Below are 14,493 nucleotides of genomic sequence, written 5' to 3'. Positions count from 1 at the left end.
CGCCCCAGCCCGTTACCCCCTGACCACGCTCACGGCTCGTTGCCCTCGCGCAGCCGCACTGCCAGCGCCAGCTCGTCCAGCGACCCCTGACCCGGTACGAACCACCGGATCGTGCCCTGCGCCGCGCTGTCCACCCCGGACGCCTCAAAGCGCATCTTCCGCGCGAGGCCACTGGGCGAGTACCACTCGTCGTCGGCGTGCCACTGCAAGGGGTTACGCCCTGCCTCGTTGCTCCACGTCGCCTGGGCCCGCCGCGGATCCGCCGCCAGCCACTCAGTCATCTCACGGCGCTCCGGCTTGCTGTACGGTCGAAACTCCAGTGCCGTGCCCTCCTCAATCTCGCCGGCGGCGACCAAGGTCGTCACTGCGTTCACCTTCCGTCCCCGAGCCTCGGCCGTAGCTACCCGATAGTCCTCGTTGAGCGCCGGCGCCTCGTCCTCGGAGTCGAGCTTGCGCAGGGCCGCACGTACCACTCGCTCGATCCGTTCCGTGTTCCGGACGGCGGCGATGATGTGGCTGGACGTGCCGTACTCGTTGTCGATTGCGTCGAGCACCCAGGACAGGGAGTCACGGACCAGGTCGGGCACCTTGGCGAGCTCCGTCGCCCAGTCGCACTCCGGGTCCTCGATGGCCCGGGTGTCCAGGCGGCGGTAAACGATGTGAGTGACCAGGAGGTCGCCGTAGAAGGCCGCCGCGTCGGCGCGCCAGACCAGCCCCTCGCGCAGGAGCTGCAGCTGCGCCCGGACCTCACGGAGCAGCTCGACGCTGCGCCAGACCTTGAAGACGTTCGGTTCGGGGCCGAAGGTCTCCTGGTAGTTGCGATCCTCCCACAGCCCGGCGAGGTTGTCGTCACGCTTGGCCACGGCTGCGAGCCGGGCGTTCGGGCTGACGGCCGCGAGCGCCTCGGCAGCCTCGGTAATGGAGCAGCCGTGTGCTGGGTCGGGGACCGTCTCGCCGCGCTTGATGACGTAACTGCGCTTGAGGAGCATGGCGAAGTCGTCGCGAAGTCTGACCTGGCCGGGGTCAAGCGACTTGAAGTCGCGCTCCTCGATCGGGTTCTGCGTGTTCGTTGTGGTGGTCACCTGGTCGCCGAAGCCTGGCGGGCAGTCTTCCAGGGAGATCAGGCGCACCAGGACCCGGCCGTCCTGCGCCGCGCCCGTGTCCTCGGTGAAGGCCCGGTAGATGGCACTCACCGTCTGCGCGCCGTTGACCACGCTGACGCCGGACAGCTGGAAGTTGCCCACCTTGCCGGGCAGCGCCCGGCCGATCGGCTGGATCGCCTCGCACAGCATGGTGATGCCGTTGCTGAAGTACCAGAAGTGCTCGGGCTCCTCCCGCAGGGTCTCCCTGATCTTGGAGTTGACGTCGCTCTCGTCGAGGGAGTCGCGGATGTTCCGGGCGAAGAGGCCGCGCCGGTGCTCCTCGTAGAGGTCGGCGAGGGCGGGGACGGTCATAGTGCCGTACATCGCCTTGTACGGTGTCGACTCCTGGCCGAAGCACTCCAGTTGCACCTTGGTGTCAATCTTTGGTGCGGCGGAGTCGCCGAGAATCGCGCGGTGGAAGTCGCGCAGGTCGAGGACCTTGACTTCGACCATGTCGCGGACGACCTGGTTCTGCTCGTCCTGCTTCATCTTGATCAGCTCGCGTACGCCGTCGCTGAGCGGCGCCTCGCGCATCAGGGCGAGCACCAGAGCGATCTTCGGGGTGCCGGAGTCGTAGGCCCGTTCGATGTCGGGGACGAACGGCTGGAAGCGGCGGTTGAATCGGCCGAAGTTCCGGTCGAGCATCAACTCCAGACCGTGGAACATCTTATGCACCTCGGCCTCGCCGAAGCCGCCCCTGTTCTGATCGCTCCACTTCGCCTGCACCAGACAGATCCGGGAACGTGTGGCGCCGAAGTCCACCGCGATCGAGTCAAGGCCCTGATCGTCCTGCCCGTCGAAGACCCTCGCAGCGGCTACCCGGTCGCTGCACGGGTGCTCGATCTGCGCGGCGAGCGCGGCAAGACCACGGCTCAGGAACGCCTGATGGCGACTGGCCTCCGACAGTCGCGCCTGGTCCGACATGTCGATGAGACCAGTGAATCGGTCCTCGATCGCCTTGCGGACGTACCCCACGTGCAGTTTGCTCACGATCCACCCCTGTCAGTGCCTCAGATCGTCAACACCCTATCGAGGCAAAGGATGTTGGTTGTCATGGCAGAGAAGCGTCGCGAGTTCACGGCGGAGTTTCGTGAAGGGCGGTACGGATAGTGACGGTGTCCGGGAAACCGGTCCCCAAGATCGCGAAGGACCTGGGATCAACGAGACGACCCTGGCGAGCTGGGCCTCGCGGGCGGTGCGGGCCGGGAAGCATACATCCAAGGACAGGGACGAGCTGATCGCCCGGCTGACGGCGGAGAACGCGGCGTTAGAGAAGGAGAACAAGGAGCTGGTGATGGAGCGCCATTCCTCCAACACTGCATGGCCCTGTGGGTGAAGTAGTTGCGGCGTGCCCGGCCGCGCTGGTCGGGCTGATCAGCGACAACAAGACCGAGCACTGCGTCCCGTACACCGACTCGTACCGCGCTCTGGGCGTGAGCGAGTCATGGTTCCGCAAGTGGCGCGAGACATCTGGCGAGCAGGACTCAGTAGATCGACGCTCAGCAGCGTCGCACTCTCTCCAGACCCATTGAGATACGCAACCCCTGACATCCCTGAGCTGCTCGACAGATCTCCTGACGCCCCATCAGAACGAGCGTCACGAGCGTCATTTCGGCGTCAAGATATCGCCCGTAACGCTCACACCGCACATCATGCGCACGCACGAAACCGCAGGTCAGGCGTCCTTCTTCACCGGTTCAAGGATCGCCACGCACTCCACGTGGTGGGTCATCGGGAAGAGGTCGAAGGCGCGGAGGAAGCGGGGGCGGTAGCCGGCTGTCGCGAAGTAGGCGAGGTCTCGGGCCAGGGCGGCGGGGTCGCAGGCCACGTAGGCGATGCGGCGGGGGGTCAGGCTGGCCAGGTGGGTGACCGTCTGTTGGCCGGCGCCGGCGCGGGGCGGGTCCAGGACGACGATGTCGACCTCGGTGATGCCGGTGCGCGGGAGGACCGTCTCCACCTTGCCGTGTTCGACGCGGACCCGCTCCAGGTCGCGCAGGTTGTGGCGGGCGTCCTCGACGGCGCGCTTGCCGGACTCGATGCCGAGGACGGCGCCGCGCTCCCCCACGCGCTCGGCGATCGCGCCGGCGAACAGGCCGACCCCGCAGTACAGGTCGAGCGCCATCTCGCCCTTGCGCGGCGTCAGGCCCTGCATCACGGCCTCCACCAGCACCTCGGGGGCCTTGGGGTGGACCTGCCAGAAGCCGCCGGAGCCCACGCGGTAGGTGCGGCCGTCGGCGCGTTCGCGGACGAAACCGCGACCGTGGACGCGGTGGACGCCACCGTCGTGCTCGTCGATCCGCAGCACCGAGACGGGCTTGTCCAGCTCCACGATCGGCAGCCGCTCGCCCGGCTCCGGCTCGACCAGGACCTGGCGGTCCGAGGAACCGGTGGCGGCGATCGCCTGGACGCCGGCCACCCCGGGCCACTCGCGGGACTCGATGCCCAGCTCGCTGACGCCGGGCGCCGCGATCAGGCAGTGGTCGATGCGCTGCACCTCGTGCGAGCGGTGGCGGCGCAGGCCGGCGTAGCCGTCCTGGTCCACCGCGTACTGCACCCGGGTGCGCCAGGCGGGCACCTCGCCCTTGGGCAGCTTGTCGCCGGGGGCGGGCTCGACGGTGCCGTTCCAGCCGGCCTCCTGCGGGGTGAGGCCGGCCAGCCTGGCGAGCTGTTCGGTGATCACCTCGACCTTGAGGCGGCGCTGCGCGCCGGGCGCCGCGTGCTGCCAGTCGCAGCCGCCGCACGCGCCGGGACCGGAGAACGGGCAGGGCGCCGGCACCCGGTCCGGCGAGGGCTCCAGCACCTCGACGGCGTCGGCCCGCAGGAAGCGGGAGTCGGCGTCACCCTCGGTGACCTGGGCCACGACCCGCTCCCCCGGCAGGGTGTGCCGGACGAACAGCACGCGGGCGCGCTCCTCGCCGGGCAGGGTGGTCCGCGCGACGCAGTGCCCGCCGTGCGCGACGGGACCGACCTCGACCTCGTAGCGCTCGCCGACCAGCGAGAGCGGCTCGCTGGCGCCCGCGGCGGCCCCGTGCCCGGTGGCGGCATCCGAGCCGGTGGCCCGCTGCCGTGCCTGGCTCGCGCTCGGCCGATGCGTACGGTTCGTGCGGTGTGTCACGGCGGACGGGCTCCTGACGGAAGAGGGTGGGGCGGGGTGGCCGGGCCCGGGTTCGGGCCGGGCGCGGGGACGGGCGGCTTGCGGGGCGACGGGGTCGCCGGCGGCTTCCGGGGCCTTCGGAGCGGCGGAAGAACGCCAAGTCCACCAGTTTACGGGTCGCCGCCACCTCCGGCCGCCCGGCCGTCACCCCACCCCGCACGCCGGTGGGCCGGCCGCCGTACGCCCGGGCCCGCCGTACCCCCGGGCCCGCCGCCCCTTCGTCGTCGCGCGCGCTCGCGGCCGGACCTCGCCCGGTCGGCCGGCGCCTCCGCCGACCAGGACCCGGGCCCTCCCGGCGGCTGCTGGGCCCCGCCGACGAAGTCCCGGCCCTGTCGGCGGCTGCCGGGCCCACCGGCGGACGCTCCACCCCCCGACCGGCGGACGCTCCGCCCCCGACCGGCGCGAGCCAGGCCCCACCAGCGAGTGCCTCCACCGGCGGGTGCCCGGCCCCGTCGCGTCGCGGTGGTGAGAGCGCTACTTCCCGCTGCCCGCCTTCTCCCGCTTGGCGGGCCGGGTGACCGGCCCCCGGCGGACGGCGCCCGGGGCGTTCCACTCGGCGCGCTTGCGGGCGCGGAGCTTGGCCGCCTCGGAGGAGTCGAGCTGCCAGGGGACGGAGGTGACCATGACGCCGGGGGTGAACAGGAGTCGGCCCTTGAGGCGCAGGGCGCTCTGGTTGTGGAGGAGTTGTTCGTACCAGCGGCCGACGACGTACTCGGGGATGTAGACGCTGATCACCTCGCGCGGGCTCTCCCGGCGCAGGCCCTTGACGTAGTCGATCACCGGGCGGGTGATCTCGCGGTACGGGGAGTCGAGGATCTTCAGGGGGACGTCGATGCCGCGCTCGTTCCACTCGGCCTGGAGCGCCTTGGTCTCGGCCGGGTCCACGCTGATGCTCAGGGCCTCCAGCCGGTCCGAGCGCATCAGCTTGGCGTAGGCCAGCGCCCGCAGGGTGGGCTTGTGGACCTTGGAGACCAGGACGATGGAGTGCACCCGGGAGGGGCGCACCGAGTCCTCGGGCTCCTCGTCGGAGGCCAGCTCCTCGGCGACCCGGTCGTAGTGGCGGCGGATCGCGCTCATGGTCGCGTAGAAGATGACCATGCCGAGCAGGGCGACCCAGGCGCCGTGGGTGAACTTGGTCACCAGGACGACGATCAGGACCAGGCCGGTGAAGAAGGCGCCGAAGGTGTTGATGGCGCGGGAGCGGACCATGTGGCGGCGTCGGGCCGGGTCCTTCTCGGTGCGCAGGTGGCGGTTCCAGTGGCGGACCATGCCGGTCTGGCTGAGCGTGAAGGAGACGAAGACGCCGACGATGTAGAGCTGGATGAGCTTGGTGGAGTCGGCCCCGTAGACGTAGACGAGGACGGCCGCCGCGAGCGCGAGCAGCACGATGCCGTTGGAGAAGGCGAGCCGGTCGCCACGGGTGTGGAGCTGGCGGGGCAGGTAGCGGTCCTGGGCGAGGATCGAGCCGAGTAGCGGGAAGCCGTTGTACGCGGTGTTGGCGGCCAGGAAGAGCACGAGCGCGGTGGCCGCGGCGAGCACCACGAACAGGAACGAGCCGTCGCCGAAGACGGCCGCCGCCACCTGGGAGATGACCGGGTCCTGGGTGAAGCCGGCGCCGACCGGCACGCCGTTGTGCAGCAGGTCCTTGGCCGGGTTCTCGGCCATCTTGACGTCGGTGGCCATGGCCAGCGCGATGATCCCGCAGAACATGGTCACCGCCAGGGTCCCCATCAGCAGCAGCGTGGTGGCCGCGTTCCTGCTCTTGGGCTTGCGGAAGGCGGGCACGCCGTTGCTGATGGCCTCGACACCGGTGAGCGCCGCGCAGCCGGAGGAGAACGCCCGCAGCAGCAGGAAGACCATGGCGAAACCGGCCAGGCCGGTCTTCTCCGCGTGGATCTCGTAGTCGGAGGTGGGCGCGTGCATGGAGTCGTCGAGCACCAGGCCACGGAAGGCGCCCCAGGCGATGAGCAGGAAGACGCCCGCGACGAAGACGTAGGTGGGGATGGCGAAGAGCTTGCCGGACTCCTTGACGCCGCGCAGGTTCATCAGCGTCAGCAGCACGATGGTGCCCACGGCGCACAGCGTCTTGTGCTCGACGACGAAGGGGACGGCGGAGCCGAGGTTCTCCACCCCGGAGGAGATGGACACCGCGACGGTCAGGACGTAGTCCACCAGCAGCGCGCTGGCCACGGTGAGTCCGGCCCGGGGGCCGAGGTTGGTGGTGGCGACCTCGTAGTCGCCGCCGCCGCTCGGGTAGGCGTGCACGTTCTGGCGGTACGAGGCGACCACGGTGAACATCAGCACCACGACCGCGAGCGCGATCCACGGGCTGAAGTGGTAGGCCGACACGCCTGCCACGGAGAGAACGAGGAGGACCTCGCCCGGCGCGTAGGCGACGGAGGAGAGCGGATCGGAGGCGAAGACCGGCAGGGCGATGCGCTTGGGGAGAAGGGTCTCGCCCAGTTTGTCGCTGCGCAGCGCCCTGCCGATCAGGATCCGTTTCGGCAGGTCGGTCAGTTTGGACACGCAGAGGATCGTAGGCGGTCGCCTCACGGCCCGCCCACCCGCCACCCGTACGGCGGCCCCCCTGACTTTCCTAGCCGCGCGGGCGCAGCCGCACTGGGAGCTCGCGGTGGCCGTTGGAGATGAAGGACTCCACCGGGCGCAGCTCGTCCGGCGCGACGGCGAGGGCCACATCCGGGTAGCGCTCGAAGAACGCGGGCAGGGCGATGGTCGCCTCCAGCCGGGCCAGCGACATCCCCACGCAGAAGTGCACGCCGTGGCCGAAGGAGAGGTGCTCCTTGTTGGCGCGGGTCGCGTCGAAGCGGTCGGCGTCGGGGCCGTGCACCTCCGGGTCGCGGCCGGCGGCGGCGTACGAGGCGAGGATGGCCTCGCCCTTGCGGATCGTGGTGCCGGCCAGCTCGATGTCCTCCACCGCGTAGCGCAGCGGCAGGTTGGCCACCGGGGCCTGGACGCGCAGCGTCTCGTCGATGACGTCGTCCCAGCTCACCTCGCCGGAGCGGACGAGGGCGAGCTGGTCGGGGTGGGTGAGCAGCGCGTGCAGGGCGTTGTCGAGCAGGTTCACGGTGGTCTCGTGCCCGGCGCTGAGCATCAGCAGCAGGGTGTCGGCCAGCTCCTGCCCGCTCAGCCGCGAGTCGCCGTCCTCGTCGTGGGCGGCGATGAGCCCGCTGGTCATGTCGTCGGCGGGCTGCTGGCGCTTGGTCTCGATGAGCTCGCCGAGCAGCCGGTAGATCTCGGTGTAGGTGGCGGTCACCTCCTCCGGGTCGGCGGAGGTGTGGAAGATGCTGTCCACGCAGGCGTGCAGGCCGTCGCGCATGGCGGTGTCCGTGACGCCGAACAGCTCGCAGATGACCTGGATCGGGATGGGGTACGCGTAGCCTTGGCGCAGGTCCACCACGCCGCCGGGCTCGACCGCGTCGAAGCCGGCGAGCAGGTCCTCGGTGATCTGCTCGATGCGCGGGCGCAGCGCGTTGGAGCGGCGCAGTGTGAACGCCTTGGATACCAGGGAGCGCAGCCGCTTGTGGTCGTCGCCGTAGGCGGTGAACATGTTCTGTACCGCGACCCAGGTGAACAGCGGCCACTCGGGGGATATCTCACCGTTGGCCCAGGCGGGCCAGTGCTGGCGCGCGTCCTTGGAGACGCGGGGGTCGGCGAGCAGGTCCTTGAGCATGGCCTGCCCTGTCACCGCCCACGCCACCACCCCGCCAGGGAGTTCCACCAGCGTCGCCGGCCCGTGGGCGCGGAGCCGGTTCCCCTCGCCGTGGATGTCGCGGCCGGTGGGGTCGATGGCGACGGGGCAGGACTGGCGTTCCATGGGGTCTCTCCAGAGGTCGCGTCGGTTCGGGCGGGTGTGGCGCTGGTGGTCGCGGACGGGATGTCGCGCGCCGGCGCGGGGACCGGGGGGAAGCGGACGGGCAGCGCGACGAGCGCGCGGTGGAAGGGGCCCGGGCGCCACTCCAACGCCTCGACGGGGACGGCGAGTTCGATGTCCGGCAGCCGGTCCAGGAGCTTCTCGACGGCGACCGAGGCGGCCAGTCGGGCGCTGCCCTGGGCCGGGCAGGCGTGCGGGCCCGCGCTCCAGGCCAGGTGGGCTCGGTTGCCCGCGCGCTGGTCGGAGGCGAGGGAGGGGTCGTTGTTGGCGGCGGTGAAGCTGATGACGACGGGTTCGCCGGCGCGCAGGCGCAGTCCGGACAGGTCCACGTCGTGGAGGGGGTAGTGGACGGCGTAGTTGGCCATCGGCGGGTCCGTCCACAGGACCTCGTCCAGGGCGTCGTCCACCGGCAGGCTGCCGCCGGCCAGGTTGCCCGCGAACCGGTCGTCGGACAGCAGCAGGCGCAGCCCGTTGGCGATCAGGTTCTGCTCGGGTTCGGTGCCGGCGCCCATGAGGACCACCAGTTGGTGGAGCATCTCCTCGTCGGTCAGCGCGGCGGGGTGGGCCATCAGCCAGGAGGTGACGTCGGCGCCGGGCTTGGCCCGCTTGAGGGCGACCAGTTCGACCAGGGCCTGGGTGAGCTGGGCGTTGGCCTGCTCGGCGTTGACGCCGTCGAAGATGCCGGACATGCCGGCCAGCAGCCGTTGGCCGATCTCGGGCGGGCAGCCGAACATGTGGTTGGACACGAGCATCGGGATGGCCCGGGCGTACTCGACGAGCAGGTCGGCCTCGCCCTGGGCGCAGAACCGGTCGATGAGGGTGTCGGCGCTCTCCTCGACGTAGCCGCGCAGCGTGTTGGGGTCGATGCGCTCCAGCGAGTCGGTGACGGCCTGGCGCAGTCGGCGGTGTTGCTCGCCGTCGGCGAACAGGCAGTTGGGCCGGTACATCATCATCGGCACCACGGGGCTGTCCATGGGCACCGTGCCGTCGGCCAGGGCCCGCCAGCGGCGCGGGTCCTTGACGAAGGTCTCCGGGCTGCGCAGCACGTTCAGGGCCGCCTGGTAGCCGGTGACGAGGGTGGCGTCCACGCCGGGGGCGAGCTGGACCGGGGCCGCCGGGCCGAAGCGGCGCATCCGCTCGTAGGCGCGGGTCGGGTCGGCGGCGAAGTCGGGTCCGTAGATCGGCTCGCCGCTGGGCCGGCCGGCGTGCGCGGGGCAGCCTGGCGGCGGCTGGACGCCGACGTCGGGGTGAGAGGTCACGCGTGCTCCTGATCGGAAGCGGGAGGGGCGGGTGGTACGGGAGAGGGCTGGGGGCGGCCGGCCGCTCGGTGCGGACGCGGGGGGTGAGGGGCGGGTACGGGCAGCGGTGGGGGGTGGGCGTGCGGCGGTGCGGGTCGCGCGGGCGCGCGGGGTGTGCGCGGTGGCCGGGCGGCCCGCCGCCGACGGGCGTGCGGTGGGTCGTCAGGCGAGCGCGCGATGGGCGTTGCGGGCCTGGAGGTACTGCACGAGGGCGATCAGCGCGTGCGTGGAGGAGATGCGGTCCCGGGCGTCGCAGGTGATCAGCGGCGTGTCGGGCAGCAGGTCGAGCGCCTCGCGTATCTCGTCGTCGGCGTAGGTGGGCGCACCGTCGAAGTGGTTGACGGCGACCGCGTACGGCAGGTCGTGCTCCTCCAGCAGGCCCATGACGTCGAAGGACTGGTCCAGGCGCCGGGTGTCGGCCAGGACCAGGGCGCCGAGGGCTCCCTGGGTCATGTCCTGCCACAGGCGGGTGAAGCGCTTCTGGCCCGGGGCGCCGAACAGGTAGAGGACGAGCTGGTCGCTGAGGGTCAGGCGGCCGAAGTCCATGGCGACGGTGGTCGTGGACTTGCCCTCGATGCCGGCCAGGTCGTCGACCAGCGCGCTGGCCTGCGTCATGGTCTCCTCGGTGCGCAGCGGCTTGATCTCCGAGAGGGACCCGACGAACGTGGTCTTGCCGACCGCGAAGTGGCCGACGACCAGGAGTTTGGCCGCGGTGCGGACCGTCTGTCGCAGGTAGACGTTGTCAGAGGCGAGCGCGGAGTCCATCGAGCACCTCCTGCAAGAGCTGGGATTCGGGGAGTTGGGCCCGGGGGATGGGGGCCCGGGTGACGATGTGGCCGCTGTCGACGAGGTCGCCGAGCAGCACCTTGGTGACGCTGACGGCCAGCCCCAGATGGCTGGCGACCTCCGCGACCGACAGCGCCCCGCCCCGGCACAGCTCCACGAGCCGCCGCTGTTCGGGGTTCAGCTCGCCCAGCGGTCGGTCGTGCTGCGCGATGACGAGCGTGACCAGGTCGAAGGTGTTACGGGTCGGATAGGCCCGGCCGCCGGTGACGACGTAGGGCCGGATCAGTCCCCGCTCGCGCCGGGGCGGCGTCATGCCGGGCTGCCGATGCCCTGCTCGGCGGCGGTGTGCCGGGGCGGGCTGGTCAGTTCCTTGCCGAGCCGGTCCACGAGCTTTTGCATCCGGTACGTCACGGCCTCCATGTCGACCTCGGCGGTGGCCGAGACCGCCAGGTAGGCGCCCTGGCCGGCGGCCACCAGGAAGACGTAGCCGTCGGCGAACTCCACCAGCGTCTGCTGCCAGGGGGTGTTCTCGTGGGCGCAGAACTCGGCGGTGCTGCGGCTGATGGACTGGAGGCCGGAGAGCGCGGCGGCCTGTCGCTCCGCCTCGTCCCGGCCGATGCCCTGGGAGTGCGCGCGCAGCATGCCGTCGGCCGACAGCAGAATCGCGTGGCTGGCCTCCGGCATTCGCACGGCCTCGTCGAGCATCCAGCCCAGGTCGTTGGTCATGTGGTCGTTCACGCTGGTCATGCCGGGGAGTTGCCTTCCTCGTCGGTGGGGTGGGTGGCGCGCCCTGACCTGGTGCCGCGGGCGAAGGCGCCCATGCGGCGTGCCGTCTCCTCCGCCGACCGGGTCGGTGCCCGCTCGGCGGGCGGCGGGGCGGTGGGCGTGGCGCCGGTGCTCGCGTGGCCCGTGGTGGGTTGCCTGCGGCGGCGCTTGGGCAGGCCGCCCGCTGTCGAACCGTGAATGACCGGTCCCGCCTCCTCGTCGGCTGGCGCGCGGGGAGCGGGGGGGCGGGCCGCGGCGGTGTCCTGGCCGGCCGGGGCACCGGCCCGGGTGGGGGTGCCCTGGGGCGCGGCGGTGATCTCGGGGGCGGTGGGCGGGGTGAAGGCCGTGCTCGGTCCGTCCTCGGCCAGGTGGGTGAGGAGCACGCTGGGCAGGAAGAGCACCGCGCGCACGCCGCCGTAGGGGGAGCGGGTGTCGACCGAGACGCTGAAGCCGTAACGGGTGGCCAGGACACCGATGACGGCGAAGCCGAACTGCGGCGGGTCGCCGAGCCGGGAGACGTCGATGGACTGGCGGCCGGACAGCAGTCGGGTGGCGCGGTCGACCTCCTGTCCGTCCATGCCGACACCGGCGTCGTCGATGACGACACAGGCGCCGTTGTGCGCGGGCTGGAGGTTGACCTCGACGGTGGTGTTGGGCTGCGAGTGGCGGGCGGCGTTGTCCAGCAGTTCGGCCACGGCGAGCACCACGGGCTCCACCGCCCGGCTGGCGACAGCGATGTCGACCTGGGCGTGGACGCGCACCCGGCGGTAGTCCCTGATGCGGCTGGTGGCCCCGCGCACCACGTCCAGGAGCGGGGAGGCGGCGCGCTGGCGGCCCGGCCAGGAGCCGCACAGGACGGCGATGGCCTGGGCGCGGCGGCCGAACTGGGAGTTGGCGTGGTCGATCTCCAGCAGGTCGCGCAGTACGTCGGCGTTGTCGTGCCGGTCCTGCATGCCCGAGATGGACAGCTGCTGTTCGTGCGCCAGGCCCTGGAGGGCGCGCATCGACGCCTTGAGGGCGGCCTTGGCGGCCTGGTCCGCGCGGGTCTGCGCCTTCTCCACGGCACCGGCGAACAGTTCGGTGGCCTGCTGGAGGTGCCAGGCGTACGCGGTGCCGGTCAACTGCTCGTCCAGCAGGCCCGGGGTCGGCAGTGACTGGTGTCCGAAGTCCTCGGCGGCCGGGAGTCTGACCTCGACGAGGTGTCGCGCCTCCTCGTCCCGGGCGCGCAGGCTGCCCTCCAGTGCGGCGTTGTGCTTACGCAGACCGGTCGTGATCTGTCGCTGGCGGAGCAGCAGCACGGAGACGACCAGCAACGCGGCGGCCACACACCAGAACACCACCTCCGATATGTGTTGTGTCATCAAGTCCTCATGCGACGGGGGTGGGCAGCACGTATCGCCGAAGCGGAATACGGGCGCTCATCCTAGCCAGAACGATCTCCGACGAGGTCGTGTTTGGCGAGATCCGGCACGGTGCCCGGCGGATCGGTCGGGACGGGCGCGGACCCTCGCCAGGCGCGCGGGTGGCCGGGTCCCGCCCCCGTCGGGTGACGGGGGGCGCCCTGTCCGACTGACGGGGCGCCGGTGGGCCGGCCCGGCGCCCAGGCCCGTGGCGGTCGGTGGGCGCCGGGTCGTGGTCGGCGCGGAGGGCGGTCGCGGCGCTGGTCGCGGCGGGTGCGCGGGCGGTCGCGGGCGGCGAGGGCCCGCCGGTTCCCCGGCGCCGGGCGCCGGCGTAGGGGCCGCGTGGGGGCGGCGGGTGGTGCGGCTACCGTTGTGCCGGACGCCTGGCCGGATGACACTCACTCCTGCCGCGTACCGTCGTCGCCGGGGGCCAGCCGCCTCGTTGTCGCCCCGGATGCCCGGAAGGAAGATATGAGCAGGGTTTTCACGCAGGACAGCGCGCCGACCAGGAGTGCGGGGTAAAGGCGGATGCACATCGTCATCATGGGCTGCGGCCGAGTGGGAGCCGCGCTCGCCCAGACCCTGGAGCGGCAGGGGCACACCGTCGCCGTCGTGGACCAGGACCCGACGGCCTTTCGGCGGCTCGGGGCGGGCTTCAGCGGGCGCCGGGTCACCGGCGTCGGGTTCGACCAGGACACGCTGCGCGAGGCGGGCATCGAGGAGGCCGGGGCGTTCGCCGCGGTCAGCAGCGGCGACAACTCCAACATCATCGCGGCCCGGGTGGCGCGCGAGATGTTCAGCGTCGAGAACGTGGCCGCCCGGATCTACGACCCGCGCCGGGCCGAGGTCTACCAGCGGCTGGGCATCCCCACGGTGGCCACCGTGCGGTGGACGGCCGACCAGATGCTGCGCCGGCTGCTGCCCTCGGGGGCCGAGCCGCTGTGGCGCGACCCGAGCGGCGGCGTCCAGCTCGCCGAGGTGCACACCTCGCCGGCGTGGGTGGGCCACAAGGTCAGCCGGCTCCAGGAGGAGACCGGGGTGCGGGTGGCCTTCCTCACCCGGTTGGGCGAGGCGATCCTGCCCACCTCGCAGACGGTGCTCCAGGAGGGCGACCTCGTCCACGTGATGATGCGCACCAACGAGGTGGAGGCCGTCGAGGCGGCGTTCGCCAAGGGCCCGGAGGGCGGCGCGTGAGCCGCGTGCGCGCCCGGGGCGCGGGTGCAGGGGGCCACGGCGCGGCCGCTGGCGGGATCGGTGGCCGCTGGCGCGGCCAGGCGGACAAGGAGGCGGCGGCATGAGGGTCGCTATCGCCGGAGCGGGCGCGGTGGGCCGCTCCATCGCGGGGGAACTGCTGGAGAACGGCCACGAGGTGCTGCTCATCGACAAGGCGCCGACCGCCATCTCGGTGGAGCGGGTGCCGCTGGCGGAGTGGCTGCTGGCCGACGCGTGCGAGATCACCTCGCTGGACGAGGCCGCGCTCCAGCGCTGCAACGTGGTCATCGCCGCCACCGGTGACGACAAGGTCAACCTGGTGGTCTCGCTGCTGGCCAAGACCGAGTACGGGGTGCCCCGGGTGGTGGCCCGGGTGAACAACCCGAAGAACGAGTGGCTGTTCAACGAGGCGTGGGGGGTGGACGTCGCCGTCTCCACGCCGCGCCTGATGTCGGCGCTGGTCGAGGAGGCGGTGAGCGTCGGCGACCTGGTGCGGCTGCTGCGCTTCAGCCACGGTGACGCGAACCTGGTCGAGCTGACGCTGCCGCCCGAGGCGGCGCTCGCGGGCACCCGGGTCGGCGATGTCGCCTGGCCCGAGGACACCTCGCTGGTCACGATCATCCGTGGCACGCGGGTGCTGACGCCCAGCGGGGACGACGTCCTGGAGGCCGGTGACGAGTTGCTGTTCGTGGCGGCCCAGGCCCGCGAGGAACAGCTTGAGGACCTGCTCTCGCTGCGTCGCGAGGACGTGGCCGACTAGCGCGTCCGTGGTGCGGGGGCGCCGCCCCCCCCCCCCCCCCCCCCCAAAGGGCCCCGGGGGGTGGGGGTACACCGACGCCCCCCC

13 protein-coding genes are annotated in these 14,493 nt (G+C 71.9%); 4 read left to right on the top strand and 9 right to left on the bottom strand.

The window, feature by feature from the left end; genetic code table 11:
- Positions 1-29: 29 nt before the first annotated feature.
- Positions 30-1,808: an AIPR family protein gene (locus ACFVFR_RS06415; RefSeq protein WP_383698524.1), complete on the bottom strand. Its 1,779-nt coding sequence runs from the start codon at positions 1,806-1,808 to the stop codon at positions 30-32.
- On the opposite strand from ACFVFR_RS06415, the gene ACFVFR_RS06410 reads away from it, so the two are divergent.
- Together ACFVFR_RS06410 and ACFVFR_RS06405 are read left to right on the top strand one after the other, a co-directional pair.
- Complete coding sequence (locus ACFVFR_RS06410; RefSeq protein ID WP_383698523.1) at positions 1,800-2,252, top strand: hypothetical protein; 453 nt, start codon at positions 1,800-1,802, stop codon at positions 2,250-2,252. The genes ACFVFR_RS06415 and ACFVFR_RS06410 overlap by 9 nt on opposite strands.
- A gap of 218 nt (positions 2,253-2,470) precedes the next feature.
- Positions 2,471-2,674 (top strand): hypothetical protein, encoded by a 204-nt coding sequence (locus tag ACFVFR_RS06405; RefSeq protein ID WP_383698522.1) that lies wholly within the window; start codon positions 2,471-2,473, stop codon positions 2,672-2,674.
- 143 nt (positions 2,675-2,817) lie between these two features.
- On the opposite strand, the gene ACFVFR_RS06400 is transcribed toward ACFVFR_RS06405, so the two are convergent.
- From ACFVFR_RS06400 to ACFVFR_RS06365, 8 genes are all read right to left on the bottom strand, one after another.
- Positions 2,818-4,137, bottom strand: coding sequence for a class I SAM-dependent RNA methyltransferase (locus ACFVFR_RS06400; RefSeq protein ID WP_383698600.1), 1,320 nt, complete (start codon positions 4,135-4,137; stop codon positions 2,818-2,820).
- Positions 4,138-4,770: 633 nt separating this feature from the next.
- A complete protein-coding gene (locus ACFVFR_RS06395; protein WP_383698521.1) occupies positions 4,771-6,822 on the bottom strand; it encodes an APC family permease in 2,052 nt (683 codons plus the stop codon).
- A gap of 70 nt (positions 6,823-6,892) precedes the next feature.
- A complete protein-coding gene (locus ACFVFR_RS06390; RefSeq protein ID WP_383698520.1) occupies positions 6,893-8,002 on the bottom strand; it encodes a cytochrome P450 in 1,110 nt (369 codons plus the stop codon).
- The gene (locus ACFVFR_RS06385) at positions 7,999-9,447 is read right to left on the bottom strand and encodes a cytochrome P450 (RefSeq protein ID WP_383698519.1); all 1,449 of its coding nucleotides are present in this window, start codon (positions 9,445-9,447) and stop codon (positions 7,999-8,001) included. Before ACFVFR_RS06385 ends, ACFVFR_RS06390 begins: the two co-directional genes overlap by 4 nt.
- 201 nt (positions 9,448-9,648) lie before the next feature.
- On the bottom strand, positions 9,649-10,251 hold the full coding sequence (locus ACFVFR_RS06380; RefSeq protein WP_383698518.1) for an ATP/GTP-binding protein: 603 nt from the start codon (positions 10,249-10,251) through the stop codon (positions 9,649-9,651).
- Positions 10,229-10,585, bottom strand: coding sequence for a DUF742 domain-containing protein (locus ACFVFR_RS06375; protein ID WP_383698517.1), 357 nt, complete (start codon positions 10,583-10,585; stop codon positions 10,229-10,231). The genes ACFVFR_RS06380 and ACFVFR_RS06375 overlap by 23 nt, the downstream gene beginning before the upstream one ends.
- Positions 10,582-11,019, bottom strand: coding sequence for a roadblock/LC7 domain-containing protein (locus ACFVFR_RS06370; protein WP_383698516.1), 438 nt, complete (start codon positions 11,017-11,019; stop codon positions 10,582-10,584). Before ACFVFR_RS06370 ends, ACFVFR_RS06375 begins: the two co-directional genes overlap by 4 nt.
- On the bottom strand, positions 11,016-12,398 hold the full coding sequence (locus ACFVFR_RS06365) for an ATP-binding protein (RefSeq protein WP_383698515.1): 1,383 nt from the start codon (positions 12,396-12,398) through the stop codon (positions 11,016-11,018). Before ACFVFR_RS06365 ends, ACFVFR_RS06370 begins: the two co-directional genes overlap by 4 nt.
- A gap of 567 nt (positions 12,399-12,965) precedes the next feature.
- Here ACFVFR_RS06365 and ACFVFR_RS06360 point away from each other — a divergent pair.
- The gene (locus ACFVFR_RS06360; RefSeq protein WP_383698514.1) at positions 12,966-13,631 is read left to right on the top strand and encodes a potassium channel family protein; all 666 of its coding nucleotides are present in this window, start codon (positions 12,966-12,968) and stop codon (positions 13,629-13,631) included.
- Positions 13,632-13,731: 100 nt separating this feature from the next.
- The gene (locus ACFVFR_RS06355) at positions 13,732-14,409 is read left to right on the top strand and encodes a potassium channel family protein (protein WP_383698513.1); all 678 of its coding nucleotides are present in this window, start codon (positions 13,732-13,734) and stop codon (positions 14,407-14,409) included.
- Positions 14,410-14,493: the final 84 nt, after the last annotated feature.

The organism is Streptomyces sp. NPDC057702 (assembly GCF_042799315.1).
Taxonomy (GTDB): domain Bacteria; phylum Actinomycetota; class Actinomycetes; order Streptomycetales; family Streptomycetaceae; genus Streptomyces.
This window is presented reverse-complemented; position numbering and strand designations above follow the sequence as displayed.